This is a genomic window from Tunturiibacter lichenicola (assembly GCF_051013355.1).
Taxonomy (GTDB): Bacteria; Acidobacteriota; Terriglobia; order Terriglobales; family Acidobacteriaceae; genus Edaphobacter; species Edaphobacter lichenicola_F.
The window spans coordinates 688,820-705,088 of sequence record NZ_CP132945.1; the positions used below are offsets into that span (position 1 = coordinate 688,820).

Genomic DNA, 16,269 nt, shown 5'->3' on the forward strand with positions numbered 1-16,269 from the left:
ACCACTTGGGATCCGAATCACTGCCGCTCGGTAAACTCGCGATCGTCTACATGCTGCATCCGGCAGCATTCACCCGAGAGCCCAAATGTCTATCAGAGCGGATGACACCGCAAGTCTATCGCCGGACTGCAAGCTATCGTATCGGAAGCGCACGGTTGATCGGATGCTCGTCCATAGACACTCTACGAACTGAAAGGTCCCACAAGATTCCCCTGCCTTTCATGCATGAAACACTGGCACCCTGTTTGGACTCTGTTGACGAGTAGTCGCGGCGGCAACCGGCCACACAACCTGACGCGATACCCATCCCTGTTACATAAGCGTTGTACCTATCGAAGGTGGCATTGTATAGTTTCCCACGGGGTGGATGCAACGACCCTTCTTGAAAGTATCCTCGGCAACAATTCAGGTGTTACCGAGTTCGCAATGATCGTGGCACTCCCGCCACCTTAGGCCTTGCAGATTATTTCTCGTTGATTCAATTACTCAACCGTTTGGCGTAATCCCGAACATCTTTCGATTCATGCAGGGAGGGCTTATTCGATGGACAGCCACGATCGCGACAATCACCAAGAACTATCCGATTACCACTTTCGTCAGGAGTTATTCGAACTGCTGGATAGGCAGACGAAATACCTGTCCGGCATGGAGGCAGGCGCCACGCTTGACTCCTGCTTGCTCGATAAGATCGCGCGCATACTGTGCCTGATTGCGAATGAGACCCACAAACAGGCGCGACAGATCACGGCGATCGGCGAAGCAATCACTTCCCTGCTGGAGATGTACAAGGCTGTTCACCCCGAAGCTGCGTTACAGGTCGAGAAATTCGAGCGGCTTCGTGCGGAGATGAACAAGTGCTGCCCACCCGAGCAGAAGCCGGACGACATCTGTGACTACGTACCATGTCAACCCCACGATGGGATTCGTCGCGGCGACGGCTACTCCGCGAAATCCCGAGGTTTCGTCAATCCCGTGCAGGTGAGCGAGCACCCGCACGACCCCTGGACTCTACCCGCCGGCACGCTGAACGACAATGAAGACTTGCCGCAGGTGGAGCAAGGCCCCATCGTAGGTCAAATGCTGCCGGTGGCGTCCACTCCGCACGTGCTTGACTTTCGTAGTGGAGGCGGCCCGACACCTGGCGGGCAGGCGCCGGTTACCTTCCGCACATTCACGGAGAGTGGTGTCACCACCGGTGTCTGGCCGCCCGACATGAGCGGGGCTAAAGGGGATGACGTAGTCCTAATGTCAGGCAATCTCTGGCTCAAGGTTTCTGTCGACGGAGGAAAAACTTTTACTGACCTGGATTTCACTAAGATATTCGCCGCCGACAATACCTACGGTGGTTGGTCCGGCGATCAGGTCATCCACTATGCGCCGCAGATCGACTGCTTCGTGCTCTACGTACAGTCCAAATTGGGCGCTCAGGGCTCCGCGAATGCCAGCAAGAGCGTTGTCAAGGTGGCGCTGGCAAGCCCGGCAGACCTCAAGAAGTTCAAAGGAGGAAAGGCGGCGTGGTTGCGTCAATGGGATTTCACCTCCGACACCTTTGGAATGAACGCCTGGCTCGATTTTCCCGACATCAGCTACGGGGATGCATTCCTATACATCAACACGAACACCTTCACCCGCACTTACGATTCGAAGGGCAACTCGTCTGACGCTTTCCAAGGCAAGCTGTTCTTCGAGTTGCCACTGAAAGAAATGCAGGCAGGATCGGGCTTCAGCTTCTATTACGGCGCGTGCACCGAGTCGCTAACCTATGGTTCACCAACACAAAACATTGGTGATGAAAATTATTGGGCCGCACACATCAACAACTCGGCAATTCGAATCTACTCATCAAAGGGCAGCGATGCGAATTACTACTGGCGAGAAAGAAACCTGCAGGCCAATTGGCCGCTGGCACCGCTCGACGCGAAAAAAAATCGCGACATCATCAGCGCTGCGCCCGACTCGGGCGACTGGGTCAGTGAAGACCATCGCATTATCGGCGCCACCAAAGTCGGCAATGTTCTTTGGTTCGCTTGGACCGCGGCCCCTGGCAATGGAGGCGCGGGCGGTTTCAACTTTCCGCAGGCCCACATCCAGATCGCCAAGTTCGACGTCTCGCAGGACTACAAGTTTATTGAGCAGAGCCAGGTGTGGAACCCCGATATTGCGTTCGCTTATCCGAGCCTGACGACCAATTCAAATTTCGAGGTCGGCATCTCGCTGGCATGGGGTGGGGGCAAGAGTTACGGCAGCCACGCGGTGGGCATTCTCGGTGACTTTGTGGTCTGGTTCGGCGAAGCCAGCGCCCGCACCAGCGCGCGTCTCAGTCCCACTCGATTCGGAGACTATCTGCATGTGCGGCTGGCGCATCCCGATACTCGCTTCTTCAGCGCCTTCGGATATGCAGTGGTGAATGACAGCAGTACGCCGCCGCAGGAGAAGGACGAGTATCTCTATGTCGAGTTTGGCCGGGAGGCAGTGCCACCCTCGCCGCTTCACTAGCGGCCTGTCGCAGAGAGTTCGTTACCAACGTAGGCCAGCAATACCGTGATGGTGCCTTGCATTCTGATCGAGAGCGCGAGATACATCTTCGATCGATATTACCGCTTTCATTGAGACAGGCCACTAGCATACCCCAATGTGATCATGTGTCTTATCGGCCAGAACGATGAAGCACAAAATAATCATCGTGACGTCATAAATCGTGACGTCCTAATAAGCTTGGCACTTCATCGTGTCGCTTCTAACGTGATCCGAGTACGCTGAACGATTTCCATACCGTGCGAGGTGTCTGAAAAGATCCAACTCGGATCCGCGATTGGATAGGTGAGTCTCTTGAAAACAACGGACATAAACGGGAGATTCATGCACGCCGTTATTCATCGCAGGTACAGTTCCCTCCCTAATAAATATGACACCCTCCACCAATCGGCCCTCGGCTCTACATTCTGGCCAGATCGAAAGAGGCAGCAAACCCGCAGAGCCCCGGCTGTCAAATCGCAGAAAGGCATATCGCCATTCAAAACCGATTGAAGATGGGCAGATTGCAAACGGAACCTCCCTTTGTCCGCTACCCAATCGGTTGGCTTAGTACCGACTCCGCACAATGAGTGAGAAGCCCTTGTTCTCGCCAACTGAGAATTACTTCCGGCTTGCAACTCCCGGTGCGAACCGATGGTACTGTTCCTTCTTTGCCTTGACCTTTCCGCCGATTTGAATTGTACCGACGCCATCTGTCAGGACCCCTTCGTTCTGCTGATGATTGAACGCCGACCAATCGAAATCCAGTCTGAGTCGAGCCAGGGGAGTGTAAGTAAACAATGTATCCAACGTCTGCTGATTGCCGGGTGGATTCCGAGGATAGGCGTCATAGCCCGTCTCTACTTGAAGGACTCCCCTGCTTTGAATGGCGGCACTGTTGGCGATCGTGGGCCTCGTAGGGTTGAGGTTCATGTCTTGTGCCGCTGCGCTGACTGCCCGCAACGAAAGCGCGCACAATTGCCAGACAATTCGAGTCATTCGCAACTATGCCCGACTACTAAATTTGGATTAGCTTCTTGAATGGTTCGAAATGCGCTCCGGACCGCTACCGACGCCGTACTAAGAAAACTACTAGGAGGACGATCACGATGAGCCCTAAACTTCCAGGCCAAACGAACCAGCCACCGCCGCTTGAGTACCCCGCCACCAAGCATCCAGATACTCCTACGGTTGCAAAACATGCGGCAAGGAGGATCAATACCTTCCCGACTAGGCCGTAGTTAAGGAGCTTCTCTTGACGATTTATCATCCTGTTCCTCCCATCGGTCAAGACTAAACAACGTGCTTGACTTCCGAAACCAGCGACCCAACTGGGTTAGTGACAGTCTTCCTTGCTATGTAGAACATGGATTCGCGACGCCGGTACATCAGGTAGGCCGCTACAAAGCCGGAAGTCACGGTGGCGTACGAAATTACCATACTCAACGTACTGTGAGCTTCGAGCCGTTCCTCTGCCGCCATATGCCCCCTTTAGAGCGCCCTTCGACTCGTATGATGCAAAAAACCGGTTGAAGAAGGGGTCGGCGGTTGAAACTTCTGATGCCCGCGTTCTGCTGCGGCTTGTCTTGATCCGTCGAGCTTAGAAGCAGACGGAAACTTAAGGTGCCGAGTAGGAAGTCCTATAAGCGAAAGTTCTTCGCATCCGCACCGGGTTGAAATGAAATGGCCACCGAAGAGCTCAAGTGTGGGGTGAATACCATCGTCGCAGTTCAGTGGACTGCGACACCCTAAGTTTGATCATCTCTGGTGGACGCAAGCTTCTCTGCCTCGCGATCCGCATTATCTTGTGCCTTCTCAGCCTTTTTTGTTTTGCCATTGTCCAGGGCATGCCTTTGAAGCTTATCTGCCTTCGCTTGTGCCGCGTGGGCCTTCTGATCCTGCTTGAGCGCTTTTTCTTTTCACCTTTACTTGACGCTGCTTGCACCACGCCGGCTTCTCCGCCGTCTCCTGCGTTCCGGCAAGCATGGCTGCTGCAGCATGCCGGAGCCGGTAGCGGCAATCGCCACAACGTGAATTCCCACACCCCGAAACCCAGCCATCGCTCCAGTTTCCTCCTGAGTTCGCGTACTCCAGAAACTAACACGGTCAAATGGGGTGTCGTGCTACACACGGACCCTACCGCGCGGAGGCACCGCCCATTCAGACATTACCATTCCATAACGGAAGATTCGCCATCCACGCAGAACCGCCATTTCAGGCCGATCACGGTCACTGAGTGCTTTACCCTGTTCTTTTCGACTGAGAGTCATCGGATTGGTTCCAGCCAGCCAAGCAGATCACCGATAAAAATGTTAAGAAAGATGCTCAGCCCGGATACCACACATGCCGCGGATCGGCTTCGCTTCGCTGGTAAGACCAAGCTTCTTCTATCAGCCGTTTGAGGTCGTAGCGCGGTCTCCATCCGAGCAAAAATTTTGCCTTACTATTGTCTAGCCAAGTCGACCAAAACGGAGTCTTGATCTCGATTGAAGGCATTGCTCGTGTCAGGTGCAAATAATCTGCGACATGCTGGTAATCAATCGGCTCATCCATACAAATGTTGAACGTCTGCTGTCGCGCCTTCGGGTGATCCAGAGCCAGAACCATGCTCTCCACCAAATCATTGACGTGGACAAAATTGCGTTTAATCGCATTGCCCTCCTGATCGAGCATAAGGGGAACGGAGTTAGTCTTTATATATTCTTCGGCGCGTTGCGTCCCGACGATGTCTCGCCACCTTGGGCCACCGAATACATCTTCGCCAAAAGAGAGTGAATACTTAAAATCGTCCTTCTCCATAATCCAAGGCGCCCTTAGACAGCACCCAGAGAGGTTGTATTGAACGAAATACTGCTCGAGCATCACCTCTTCCAGAACCTTAGAAAGTGCATAGCATCCAGGGTAAGCACTGTGCCTCTTTTGTTCCGTCACGGGCAGCGCATGCGGATAAAAGAAATGTCCCAAGGCAGCATCGCCTCCAATCAGAACGATCTGCTTGAACGATTCGCTGAGACGGCAATCCTCCAGAAGCCAGAACAATCCTTTGACAGCAACGTCCATTACGCTATCGGGAGTTTCCTTGCAGGTCGCGCAATGGACGACATGAGTAATCCCCTTCATCGCGGTGTGTACTACATCCCGATCAGAGATACTTCCCTTCACAACCTCTAGCCTTTCGTGCGGTTCAGGCAGGCGGGTGTGACAGAGCGCACGAATTGTTACGTTACGGTGATTCTCGGATTGTAAAAGGTGCCGGACAAAATGAGAGCCCACTTTGCCGGTCGCTCCGGTTACCAGGATGTGCTTCATATGATCCGCCATTTCGATAATGCTGTCGCGATTTAGTATTCCTGCCAACCGGTTCAAGTTCAAGACTGAGCAAGTAAGCTGCCGGAAGAGCTATTTCTGGTCCCGTCCCCACGCCTCTACTTCGATAAAGCTGCACCACCTCGCGGGATCGGCAGGCACTAGTTTGTTCAGCCGCACCCATGAGACGCTTCGCTTGGGAAAAGTAAACTCTTGAAACTCGGCAGATTGGCTGATCTGGATAGGCAACTGTTCACCATCGGAAAACTCGATGACGGCGCTTTGCCAGTAGCTGTCATGAGGAAAATCCGCGCGAACCATTAGGCGGATCTTATCCACTTCAACAGGCCTGCCAAAATCGATCTTCCACCAGAGGTCATTGCGAAGCTCCGGCCCCCACGACTGGTAGGGCCATATGCCGTGATGGCCGTTTTGCGTCATACCGTCAATTGCATTTCGCGCCCGAAAGTCAGGCAGGCTCCTGGACACGCTGTTCGTGGAGGCATGTGGGAAGACAGATGCCTGCTGTTGAGTCGCAGTCCCTTCTACCCCTGGCGGGTGAACCTCCTGATCGCACGCATTCATCGCCAGATTGCGATAGCCGGAAAGCTCTTGAGTCGTCAATGAGCGTGCTGTCACCCGATGCCACTTACCGGTGAAACTATCCCGTGAAAACGGGCTTCGCGTCTGTGGCTCTCCCTGTCCGTAGGGAATGTCGAAAGAGAAAGTTGTTTGTGGAGAGTTTGCAAGATAAACCAAGCATTCAGGCATCCAGTCGTCTACCCGTACCGCAATTCGTGAAGGACCAGTTACGACAATGCGGTCCCCCGCTGCGTACTCGTGATCGAAGGCCAGCACAGCTGACGCTCCATCAGAGTGTCGGAGATCCTTACCCGAATCTGCGACAACAACTCCGTGCCCATCTTGCACCTCAAGACGAAACAGAGGTTGATTGCCACCTTTCGACTTCGGAGACTCAGCACTTGCGGCAAGCAAGCCACCGGCAAAGCTCCCTAACAACACAAGCGTACAAGAAGCGGCGGCATGGACAAGCGGTAAAACAGGTGGCGCAAAATAACGAGTTCTGCGAATCATAGGCTTCCATTTCTAAATCAGAATCGAACTGCATGGCCTATTTCACTGAGCGGCATTCCGCGACCAGTCTATTCCACCGTTACGATTCCGCCGAGTCCCGCTGGTGCGTCTGGCCCTGCAGCCTTGATTAGCACGCTAACGGTTCTTTCGCCTTCACCAGCGGGCAAGTGACCGTCATGTCTTTTCTCTCGACGCTCGTCCTTTCTCCGACGAGTTTCCCATCGATCCACAGCTCAGCCTTACCGGCAACAACTCGCAGCAGGATCTGACCACCAGATGTTTGAGCCCCTGCCCGGGTGTGAAGCGTGCACGATAAACTGCAAAACGTCCGTCACGGAACGGGACCAACCACCTGCCAAGATGAACATCGCTCCAACTATTCATGTCCGTCTCGAGAGCTTGCTGATCGGGCTGCGGGAGCGCTTTTCGATCGCCGGCGATCTCTTCCTGGATGACCAAAGGCGGATTTAAAATCTCAGGCACAGCCGGGCGTGCTATGGCGGGAGTTACATCAATACTTCGCCCGCCGTGAGCCCTTCGCTGATTGCACGCAAAGTTAATTTTCCTTGTCCGTCCAATCCACTCTGCTGAATCACCTGGGCCAGGCCATTGAAGAGGCTATGCTGATCTCCCTTTCAGGTTCATGCTCAATGAGTTCTATAAAAAGGGATGTCAAGAAAAAAGTTTTCCCCTCGACCGGACAGCGAGAAGATTTTTGTCTCGAGATCCAGCCCACTGCCTGTGAGTGTGCCCCTCGATTCGCTCGAGAGGTTCCTTTGTGGCTTGTTTGCATATCCGTGGCTTTCATCTTCCAGTGGTGACGACGCCGATCGAGTCTTAGACTTCGCAAGCGGGCCTTGGTATTTGGGTGTCAACCATGGTTCTATTAGAGGCTCGTGGCCTATCGCTATTTCTGGTTATCCGAGGAGGCATAGCGTGACTCAGTGACTCGGTGCCGAAGCACACAGGGCCAAACTCATTGACTGATACTCACCTCGAACCGAGCGTCTCGAGAACCCGACTGACCACCACCAGAGAGAATCGCCGGAGATGGAAAGGCCTCTTCATCAGAGACGCTCAAGCTTCTTGCCGATGCAATTGTGTGGCGTCGAAATCGGCTCCTTTCTTCCAAATCGTCAGAGTGATGCTGGCAATCTTTCGTGCCAGGGTGAGACGCGCCATCGTCGGTCGTATCCCTTTCTCAAGAAGAGCAATATAGAAATCGTACAGAGGGCCAGGGTGAGTGCTAGCGGAGATCGCAGCCCCTTTGAAGAGATTCTTCACCTCGGGATTGTGGTTGTTATTTAGGCCGCGCACGGTCATGCGCTCCTGGTTTCGTTGCAGTTTCCCTCTGACATAGCGGTACTCACCGCTGTCGTGGGTTTTCAGCGCGAAACCACTGTAAGCCCACAGCTGACGCTTGGTACGGAAACGGTGTGGCGTCTGCAGCTGCGCAACCAGCAAGGCTGCACGAATCGGACCGATCGAAGGAATCTGGCGAAGCAATTTCACGGCATGATGCTTGCGGCTCTCGGTCAGCAAGTCGCGTCGCGCTTGCTGACGCACCGGCTGCAGCAGATCCAGTTGCTGATAGAGCCGTTCGGCCCGGAGACGAACTCCGGGTTCCGGGATCTTGCCTAACCATTCTGCGCGATGCCGCGGTGCATAGACGCTGGTACCGCTGCAGGCAATGGCCCAGCTTCGGTAGAGTGCTTTGATTCGACTCATGACCCGGACAAGATCCTGCGTAATGGTCACGTAGCTGCGACCTAGTTCCTTTAAGGTGCGCATCCCGTGCTCGCCGTGGTAAACCGGCGTGAGTTGGTTGCCACGCAGCAGCTCTGCCAGCTTTCGCGCATCGATTCGGTCACTCTTGCTGCCGTCTTTCAACAGGGCGTTCTTGCGCGGATCGCAGACCACGAGACGGGTGACGTGAGGTTTCAGCAGGTCATGTAACCAGGCCGCAGAGGTCCCTTCTTCGAAGGTCACCGATAAACTTCCGTGCAGCCCCTGGAGGAACTCAAGGATCGTGGCCGCTTTCGTCTCCAGAATACTTTCCATGATCAACTTGCCCCGGGAATCCGTGACTGCAACCGAGATCGTTGCTTGGTGGACGTCCATGCCGATATATTTCTCTTGGCTCATAACGGCGCTCCTTTCGGTAGGTGGTGATACGAATAACCACAACCTACAGCAAAGTGGGCGCCTTTTATATTGCGTGACTCGGCGATTTGTCACCAATTGAGATTACTAAAGTCTGGATTGCCGACTACACAAGAGCTTAGAGTGACGAAAAACGAGTTTGAGACTCGTCCCGAAATGCTATGCCACGGAATTGCCCACTTGAGCGCATGATCAAAAGCCTTCACTTAAGCTCCGGTGTGCGAGTGAATATTGTAAGCGAGATGCCGGAGAAGTCGATGATCTGAAAGCTGCGCTCGGTGCCAAGAGCGAAGGTTAGCAATCCCCTGCTTTTTGATTAGAACCTCGACGGATTCTCCGCCACCATTCGTACCATCGCCGATAGTCCCCGCGTTGTTAGTGAAAGTGATCGACAAGCATGATGTCGCCGGTTGCGTCGCTAGCTTGTGTGTAAAGTATCCAGCGGCCATCCGGAGATACCGATAGGCCGGGACCGAAGTCCGTGTCCACTTCAAAGATTGTCCGTATGTTTTTGGTGGCGAAGTCAAAATAGCGGAGAGACCGAGGCGCCTCATCGGAAACAAAATAGATACCGGTGCGAGAGAGGGTCCAGAGGGTGTAGTTTCTCAGGCGGGGGAATCCGTCAAATTTCAACTGCGTATCGGGCTGCTCCGGCAGAGGGACTCTCTTCAGAATCGATTTGTCCGGGCGGCTTGCAAAGTATACCGTCTTCCCATCGAATGACTCCTGCGGGTCGTATCCGTCGATGTCTTTGGAGAGCAAAACAGCGTCTCCACCCGAGGCGAGACAACGATAGACTCCTGCCTTACCCGATTGTTCTGACCTGAAATAGATCCACTTTCCATCGCGGGACCAGTAAGGCCGAATCAGGTCGGAGATGTTTGTGACCAGTTTTCTAGGCTTCCTTTCGGCTACGTCGGCCACATATATTTCCCAGCGCTCTCGAGGATGCGAGTCAAACACTATTTTGTTTCCGTCCGGCGACCATTGCGGACTGCCACTCGCATCATGGGGGTTTGAGATTTGCACCAGGTTACTGCCATCGTCATCGCTGATCCAGACTCCCTGCACGCCAGACCGAAAGGAGTTAAAGACAATGCGCTTCCCGTCCGGAGAGTATCGAGCATAGAACTGCATCCGCGAGGAAGGGATGAGATCTACGCCAGGAGATTCCGTGTGAAGAAGGTCTCGACGTCGAATGTTTAACTTGGTGAAGACAGAGGCATAGGCAAGTTTGTCGCCCCTCGCGGAGAGTGTCGGCGTCATTGCGCTTCCGGCGAAGTCGAGTTTCTTTGTTGCCCCGTTGGCCACAGTAACTTCACCGAGTTCAGATAGTGAGCTCTCGTTTCCAACGGAATACGAAGAATAGACTAGTTTCTCGTCGTTAGCCGACCACGCTAACCCATTTGGATAAGCTTCAACAGTCGCAATCATCTTCGGCTGGCCACCTGGAAGTGGCAAGGAATATAGAACGGCCCACGCCGGCCCGCTAAGAAAGCACCAATATGCGAGATAGTCACCCTTGTGGGAGAACGCTGGCAGGCCTTCTCCAACACACATCGGACTGATTGGAATTTGCGTGGCCTCCAGTGTTTCCATCGAGAGGAGATATACTCTCGAATGTTCCTCTCCTGGCGGCACATCCGCGAAGGCGATCCACTTGCCGTCTGGCGACCAGTTGACGAGAGCGACATTCGCCCCGCCTATGAAAGAGTAGTTAGTCGAAGGCATTCGGGTGGAGCGTAATTTTCTCTCAGAGCCGCCAAGCGCGGGCACAACATAGATTCCAGTGTCAGAGCCGGCCATGCGGTAAAAAGCGATCTGCGTGCCGTCGGGAGACCACGCCGGACTGATCGATGCCGAGCCTTGCTGCGTTAGGCGAAGAAGAGTTTCGCTTCCGACGGCCTTCACGTACAGATCGAAGTCCTTGGTACCGTCTTTTGGATCACCGTTCCACGCGAAAGCGATTCTGGATCCATCTGGGGAGAAAGCCGGAGACGTCGCCTGTCCCGCCAAGGCCGTCAAGGGAACAGAAGTCAGGTTAGCCTGCTCCTGCGTAGGCTGGACTCGGGGCCAAAGCCGGCGAAAGATACCAATGGCTCCGAGGACGACGGCCGCAATAGCGAGTATTCCGACTCCAATCTTCAACCAGACTTTAGGAGAGGTTGGCCCGCGTCTCAGTCCGATAGGCGCAATCGCTTCTTCCACACCGGGAGCGCGCGAACGCTGCGAGCGCTGGCCTCGCCTTAGGTCGACAACCATCTCCCGCATGGACTGGTATCTCTCCGCCGGACTCTTCTCGAGTGCCTTTTCGACGACGTTTCGGTAGGCCTCGGGAACCTCTTCGCTCAGCGGCGGCAATTCGCCGTGGATGACGGTCTTCAGGACCTCCAAATCCGTCCGGCCGCCAAAGGGGCGCTTTCCGGAGAGCATCTCGTAGAGCATCACGCCGAAGGAAAAAATATCGCTGCGCGAATCGAGAGGCTGGCCTGAGGCCTGCTCAGGTGACATATAGGCGATCGTGCCGAGGATCAGGCCTAGACGCGTTGGCCCTTCCTGCGAGTTTGCCGCGAGTTCGATGGTAGAGCTTTCGGCAAGCTTCGCCACGCCGAAGTCGGCAAGCTTGGCGTAGCCGTTTCTGGCCACCAGAATGTTGAGCGGCTTAATATCCCGGTGCAGGATTCCCGCTTGATGCGCGGCAGCCAGGCCATCGGCCACGCCGGTCAACAACTCGACGACCTCCTTCGGCGTCCTCGGCTTGTCCTTGATCCAGTCTTTCAGCGTCCCGCCGTCGACATATTCGGTGACCAAGTACTGCCGCCCCTCGAATTCACCAATGTCATACACGGTCACGATGTGCGGATGGTTCAGCGAAGACGCCATCTGCGCCTCGCGCTGAAAGCGGCGGCGCGCCTCCGCATTGGCGAGATCGTCGGAGAGAAACTTGATCGCAACATGGCGCCCAAGTTTGGTATCGAGGGCAAGCCAAACGGTGCTCATCCCGCCCTCCCCCAGCTTCGATTCGATGCGGTATTGTCCGATCACCAGCCCGGCAGGAAATTGCACCGCCGTTACTTCAAAGTCGGGCTGAGGATTTTCGCCTGCGATCACGGCCACCGGCTGCAGCAGGAATCCGCCCATGCGGTCTTCCCAAGAAAGGGCGTCCGCTACTTCGCGGCGTAGGTCTTCGTCGCCTCCGCAGGCGGACCGCAGATAGGCTTCGCGTTCCTCCGCCGGCTTCCGGCGGACAGCCGCCAGTATCTTCATGACCCGTTCGTCTTCTTCTCGGCTGTCAGTCATGGTTCCTTGTAGGACTCCTAGTTATGTCTTCCCAGTCAGTCGTTCGAAAAGCCAGCGGCGAGCCCGGTACCACTCCCGCTGCATGGTGTGCAGGGTGATATCCAGCGCATCGGCGGTCTCCTGATCGGTTGACCCGAGAAAGAACTTGAGTTCGACCAGGGCCCGTCTCGAGGGCGATTCTCGCCCCAGATCGTCGAGCAACTCGTCAACCTCAATCACCAGTTCCGACGGGGTGCGGGTGCCGAGGAAGCGATCCGGAAGTCCTTCGATGGGCAGAAACAGAATGTCGGGCCGCGCCCGCGCGTGGTCGATCAGATAACGGCGCATCACTCTGGCCGATATCGCGAGGAAATGACCTCGATCGTGCCAATCCAGGTCCTTTGACTTCGCCAGGCGAAGGAAGGCTTCGTTCACCAGCGCGGTTGGCTGGAGGGAATTGCCGGGCCGCTCGCGGCGGAAACAACGTTCGGCAATCTGGTGCATCTCCGGTGTCAGGAGTTCGAACAACCTGTCCTCCACCTGCCGGTCGCCGCTTCGCCATTGCTGCAGCAGCTGCGTGATCTCGCCCGGATCGGGTCCCATGTCGTGCCCTCTTCCAGATGCGCAATTATAGGCACAAGTTCCATCGAGTTGCGGGCCGTGTAACGGTTCGTCCCCTTTAGTCAGGGAATATTTCTTTGAAAGATGTGGCGGGGAGTCGGCGGTTTTCCCGCTTTCCATAGTGAGACCAAGTTCGAAAGGGCTCGGCCATCACAAGAAAAGGAGACCTACCGTGAAAAAGAATCTGTTGTCACTCGCGATGTCCCTCGCGCTGCTGATGAGCGCGGCCGCCCAAGCGCAAACCACCCACATTAAAGTAACCGTGCCCTTCGAATTCGCCGCCGGAAATGTCCAACTTCCGGCCGGCAAGTATGAAGTTGAAGCTATGGGACCCTGGGGGGGACCGGCACTTTCAGTCCACAACCTGAATTCGAACGCCGGATCAGTCGTTCTTTCGAGTTCATGCAGGTCGCAGAAACCTACGGCCCACGCCAAGCTGGTTTTCTATCACTACGGCCACGAGTATTTCCTTGCCGAAGTGTGGAACCGGAACAGCTTTTCAGGCAGCCAGATCAAAATCAACCCGCGGCAAAAGGAGTTGGCAAAGAACCGATCGAAAGACGAAGTCGTGCTGATCGCTTCGGAGAACTAAAATGCTTGCTCACAATTCCAACTGCAAGCCCGGAGGGACTCTGTGAGACCCTGCGGGCTTCGTTTGCCTCGTACCATCTGATACTGCTTCTGTTTCACTTAAGTATCCGATGGCCATTTCGTTTCAAGTGTATAGATTTCCTGGGTGCTGATATCGCGGAAGACCAGAAAAGAATCGTGGGGCGCAAGCCCAGACCCGGCTATCGAACCCTCTAGCGACCATCCTGTTGATCTCGGTCCAGCTTTCGGTGACTGGGGAGCATCCAACCCCGAGCAGTAAATCTGGCCATTGAAGAAGTCTGAAAGACGCGAGGTGAAATTATGGTCTGCGCTTTTGAAAAGATGCGCGTCTGGCTCTTGATGCTCTTTCACCGACAACTGATCATTGAGAAGTCGACTAAGCGGAAGTGATCGACAGCCGTGCTGATGGTCAGTTCCCACAATACGGGATTTCGGAAATTGGCTTGACCCGAATCGAACCTTCGGAAATCCCGGCTTTGAAGGAACCTCGGGGTTTATTTCAGGACCGCCCGTGATCCGGAATAATCTGCTTTGGATCGGTGTCGGTAATTTACTAAGGAGAATCCTATGGGCGTCTTCGGATCTTCTCCCTCTTGATCCTTCTTTCAAGCCAGCGATTGCATCTATCTAACTCAAAAGATCGTCGACTATTTAGCGTCGAAGCAGGACGTAATCCTTTGAGCATTTCTTCCGTTATCACGTGCGACCGTCCACAATTATGGCAAGGTACGGCACTCAACCTTTGGTCTCACAAGGCATTGACGAGAAACATCATGGTGCCGCAGCGATTTAGATCGAGCGACTTTCTGACAAGCGCGGGACAGTCTTTATCCTTTCTGCCCATTGAAGCCTTCAGATAAGGAAAGTCGGTCACGATGGGGTGCGGCTTTGCCACAACGGAGGATTCATGAAGAAGTCGGTTAAGGTCGGTCTGAGTGCAGTCGTAGTACTACCAATAGTCGTAGCGGCAGCCATTCCCTTCTTCGTAAACGCCAACACGTTTCGTCCTACGATCGAGAGTCGACTCAGCACAGCCCTCTCCCGCAAGGTCACCCTCGGAGATCTAAGCCTCTCCCTCACGAAAGGAAGACTGGAGGCGAACGATCTCGCCATAGCCGAAGATCCTAAGTTCGGCCAAATGCCCTTCTTTACCGCGAAACGCCTACACATCGGCGTTCAGATGAAGCCTCTGATCTTCCACCGCGAACTCCTCATTCGAAGCTTCGAGGTCGATGCTCCCCAAATCCATCTGGTCCGCGCCGAGGATGGAACCTGGAACTTCTCCACCGTGGGTCACGGCACAGACTCTCTGAACACCAAGCGACCGACCTCGTTACCTGATCTCCCGGTCGACCGGATCATCATCAAAGATGGCAACGCTAAGATAGAAACATTGCCCTTGCCGAAAAATCCCCAGGTCTATGACCATCTCAACGTCAGGTTGGAGCACTTTTCCTTAGCCCAGGCTTTTCCTTTTACGGTGAGTGCCTCGCTGCCCGGCGATGGCAAGGTCGAAGTCTCCGGGACCGTCGGGCCTATCAATCCGCAAGATGCCGCCTTAACCACCTTCAACACACAGGTCAAAATTCAGCACCTCAACCCTGTCGTCGCCGGATATGTTGACCCAGCGGCCGGAATCTCCATGATCGCCGACCTCGATGCGCACATTGTCTCAGACGGCATGAATGTAACCGGCGACGGCAAAGTACACGCCGAGCAACTCATCCTCCTCAAAGGAGGCAAGGCCGCCCCGTACCCTCTTGATGTCAGCTACCAGGTTGTCCACTCACTCAACAGCAACAGTGGCCAAGTCTCCGATCTCGCCTTTCAGACCGGCGCTATCGCGATTCACATCAAGGGCAACTATCAATTCGCTGCAAACGCTCCAATCTTCGACCTCAAGCTACTGGCCCAAAGTGTCCCCCTCAACGACCTGCAGGCGCTTATGTCAGCCGTCGGCGTAAAGCTCCCGAACGGTGCGACACTCAAAGGCGGAACGTTGTCGGCTAACTTTACCATCAAGGGCTCGCCGATAGACAACGTCATCGTCGGCTCCTACGAAATCAAAAATACAACGTTGGTAGGCTACGACATCGCCTCCAAGATCGCTGGTATCGCCGCTATGGGTGGCATCAAAACTGGTGATACGGCCGTCATAGATGTCTCCCGGGCCGACGTGCGCATCACCAAAGCAGGCAGTGAAAGCACGAAGATCTATTCAGTCCTGCCTGCACTTGGTGTCTCTACCGGCAGCGGCACGGTGTCACCCTCCGGACAGCTCAATTTCCACTTGATCTCTAAAGTCACGAGCACGAAAGGTCTAAATAAGGTTGGAGTAAATCTCCTCACAAAGCTGAACAGCACATCTGACGCAGCCAAGCCTTCGAATGCCAGTGGCGTCCCCATCACCATTACAGGCACAGCAGAAGAGCCCGTCATCACCGCTGATGTGAACGGCGTGATGAAAGGCAACGCCGCAACAATAAAGAAAAAAATCTCTAAACTTTTTGGCAAGAAGAAATAGTTCAAGCTCAGGAAAGCGCGTTTAGCCGACAAACCTCCCGAAACACAGAAAACTCCTCAGTTTCCAGCTTAATGAGCGCAAATTTGTTTCCGGGAACCATGGGAAGCGTACAAGATGTTTCGCGACACACTGACGAGTTCACGGACCTGGGCGCA

At 54.6% G+C, this 16,269-nt stretch carries 10 protein-coding genes; 3 read left to right on the top strand and 7 right to left on the bottom strand.

Features of this window, described 5'->3' with window-relative positions; all coding sequences use genetic code 11:
• Positions 1–543 precede the first annotated feature (543 nt).
• Positions 544–2,496: a hypothetical protein gene (locus RBB82_RS25620; protein WP_433975958.1), complete on the top strand. Its 1,953-nt coding sequence runs from the start codon at positions 544–546 to the stop codon at positions 2,494–2,496.
• A gap of 639 nt (positions 2,497–3,135) precedes the next feature.
• On the opposite strand, the gene RBB82_RS25625 is transcribed toward RBB82_RS25620, so the two are convergent.
• The 7 genes from RBB82_RS25625 to RBB82_RS25655 all read right to left on the bottom strand — a co-directional run bounded on the left by RBB82_RS25625 (position 3,136) and on the right by RBB82_RS25655 (position 12,960).
• Positions 3,136–3,513 (bottom strand): hypothetical protein, encoded by a 378-nt coding sequence (locus RBB82_RS25625; protein ID WP_433975959.1) that lies wholly within the window; start codon positions 3,511–3,513, stop codon positions 3,136–3,138.
• Positions 3,514–4,439: 926 nt separating this feature from the next.
• On the bottom strand, positions 4,440–4,574 hold the full coding sequence (locus tag RBB82_RS25630) for a hypothetical protein (protein WP_433975960.1): 135 nt from the start codon (positions 4,572–4,574) through the stop codon (positions 4,440–4,442).
• Positions 4,575–4,839: 265 nt separating this feature from the next.
• The gene (locus RBB82_RS25635; protein ID WP_433975961.1) at positions 4,840–5,823 is read right to left on the bottom strand and encodes an NAD-dependent epimerase/dehydratase family protein; all 984 of its coding nucleotides are present in this window, start codon (positions 5,821–5,823) and stop codon (positions 4,840–4,842) included.
• A 90-nt stretch (positions 5,824–5,913) separates the two neighbouring features.
• Positions 5,914–6,915 (bottom strand): discoidin domain-containing protein, encoded by a 1,002-nt coding sequence (locus RBB82_RS25640; protein WP_433975962.1) that lies wholly within the window; start codon positions 6,913–6,915, stop codon positions 5,914–5,916.
• A gap of 1,077 nt (positions 6,916–7,992) precedes the next feature.
• Complete coding sequence (locus RBB82_RS25645) at positions 7,993–9,060, bottom strand: IS110 family transposase (RefSeq protein WP_433970952.1); 1,068 nt, start codon at positions 9,058–9,060, stop codon at positions 7,993–7,995.
• Positions 9,061–9,453: 393 nt separating this feature from the next.
• On the bottom strand, positions 9,454–12,378 hold the full coding sequence (locus RBB82_RS25650) for a protein kinase domain-containing protein (protein WP_433975963.1): 2,925 nt from the start codon (positions 12,376–12,378) through the stop codon (positions 9,454–9,456).
• A 21-nt stretch (positions 12,379–12,399) separates the two neighbouring features.
• Positions 12,400–12,960 (bottom strand): sigma-70 family RNA polymerase sigma factor, encoded by a 561-nt coding sequence (locus RBB82_RS25655; RefSeq protein WP_433975964.1) that lies wholly within the window; start codon positions 12,958–12,960, stop codon positions 12,400–12,402.
• Between the two features lie 190 nt (positions 12,961–13,150).
• On the opposite strand from RBB82_RS25655, the gene RBB82_RS25660 reads away from it, so the two are divergent.
• Both RBB82_RS25660 and RBB82_RS25665 read left to right on the top strand, forming a co-directional pair.
• Complete coding sequence (locus tag RBB82_RS25660) at positions 13,151–13,570, top strand: hypothetical protein (protein WP_433975965.1); 420 nt, start codon at positions 13,151–13,153, stop codon at positions 13,568–13,570.
• 927 nt (positions 13,571–14,497) lie between these two features.
• Positions 14,498–16,114 carry an AsmA family protein gene (locus tag RBB82_RS25665; protein WP_433975966.1) on the top strand — a complete coding sequence of 539 codons (1,617 nt, stop codon included), beginning with the start codon at positions 14,498–14,500 and terminating at the stop codon, positions 16,112–16,114.
• Positions 16,115–16,269: the final 155 nt, after the last annotated feature.

Excerpts from the sequence above, each read along its gene's own strand:
- RBB82_RS25620 (WP_433975958.1), top strand. The coding sequence starts at position 544 with ATGGACAGCCACGATCGCGACAATCACCAAGAACTATCCGATTACCAC.
- RBB82_RS25625 (WP_433975959.1), bottom strand. The coding sequence starts at position 3,513 with ATGACTCGAATTGTCTGGCAATTGTGCGCGCTTTCGTTGCGGGCAGTC.
- RBB82_RS25630 (WP_433975960.1), bottom strand. The coding sequence starts at position 4,574 with ATGGCTGGGTTTCGGGGTGTGGGAATTCACGTTGTGGCGATTGCCGCT.
- RBB82_RS25635 (WP_433975961.1), bottom strand. The coding sequence starts at position 5,823 with ATGAAGCACATCCTGGTAACCGGAGCGACCGGCAAAGTGGGCTCTCAT.
- RBB82_RS25640 (WP_433975962.1), bottom strand. The coding sequence starts at position 6,915 with ATGATTCGCAGAACTCGTTATTTTGCGCCACCTGTTTTACCGCTTGTC.
- RBB82_RS25645 (WP_433970952.1), bottom strand. The coding sequence starts at position 9,060 with ATGAGCCAAGAGAAATATATCGGCATGGACGTCCACCAAGCAACGATC.
- RBB82_RS25650 (WP_433975963.1), bottom strand. The coding sequence starts at position 12,378 with ATGACTGACAGCCGAGAAGAAGACGAACGGGTCATGAAGATACTGGCG.
- RBB82_RS25655 (WP_433975964.1), bottom strand. The coding sequence starts at position 12,960 with ATGGGACCCGATCCGGGCGAGATCACGCAGCTGCTGCAGCAATGGCGA.
- RBB82_RS25665 (WP_433975966.1), top strand. The coding sequence starts at position 14,498 with ATGAAGAAGTCGGTTAAGGTCGGTCTGAGTGCAGTCGTAGTACTACCA.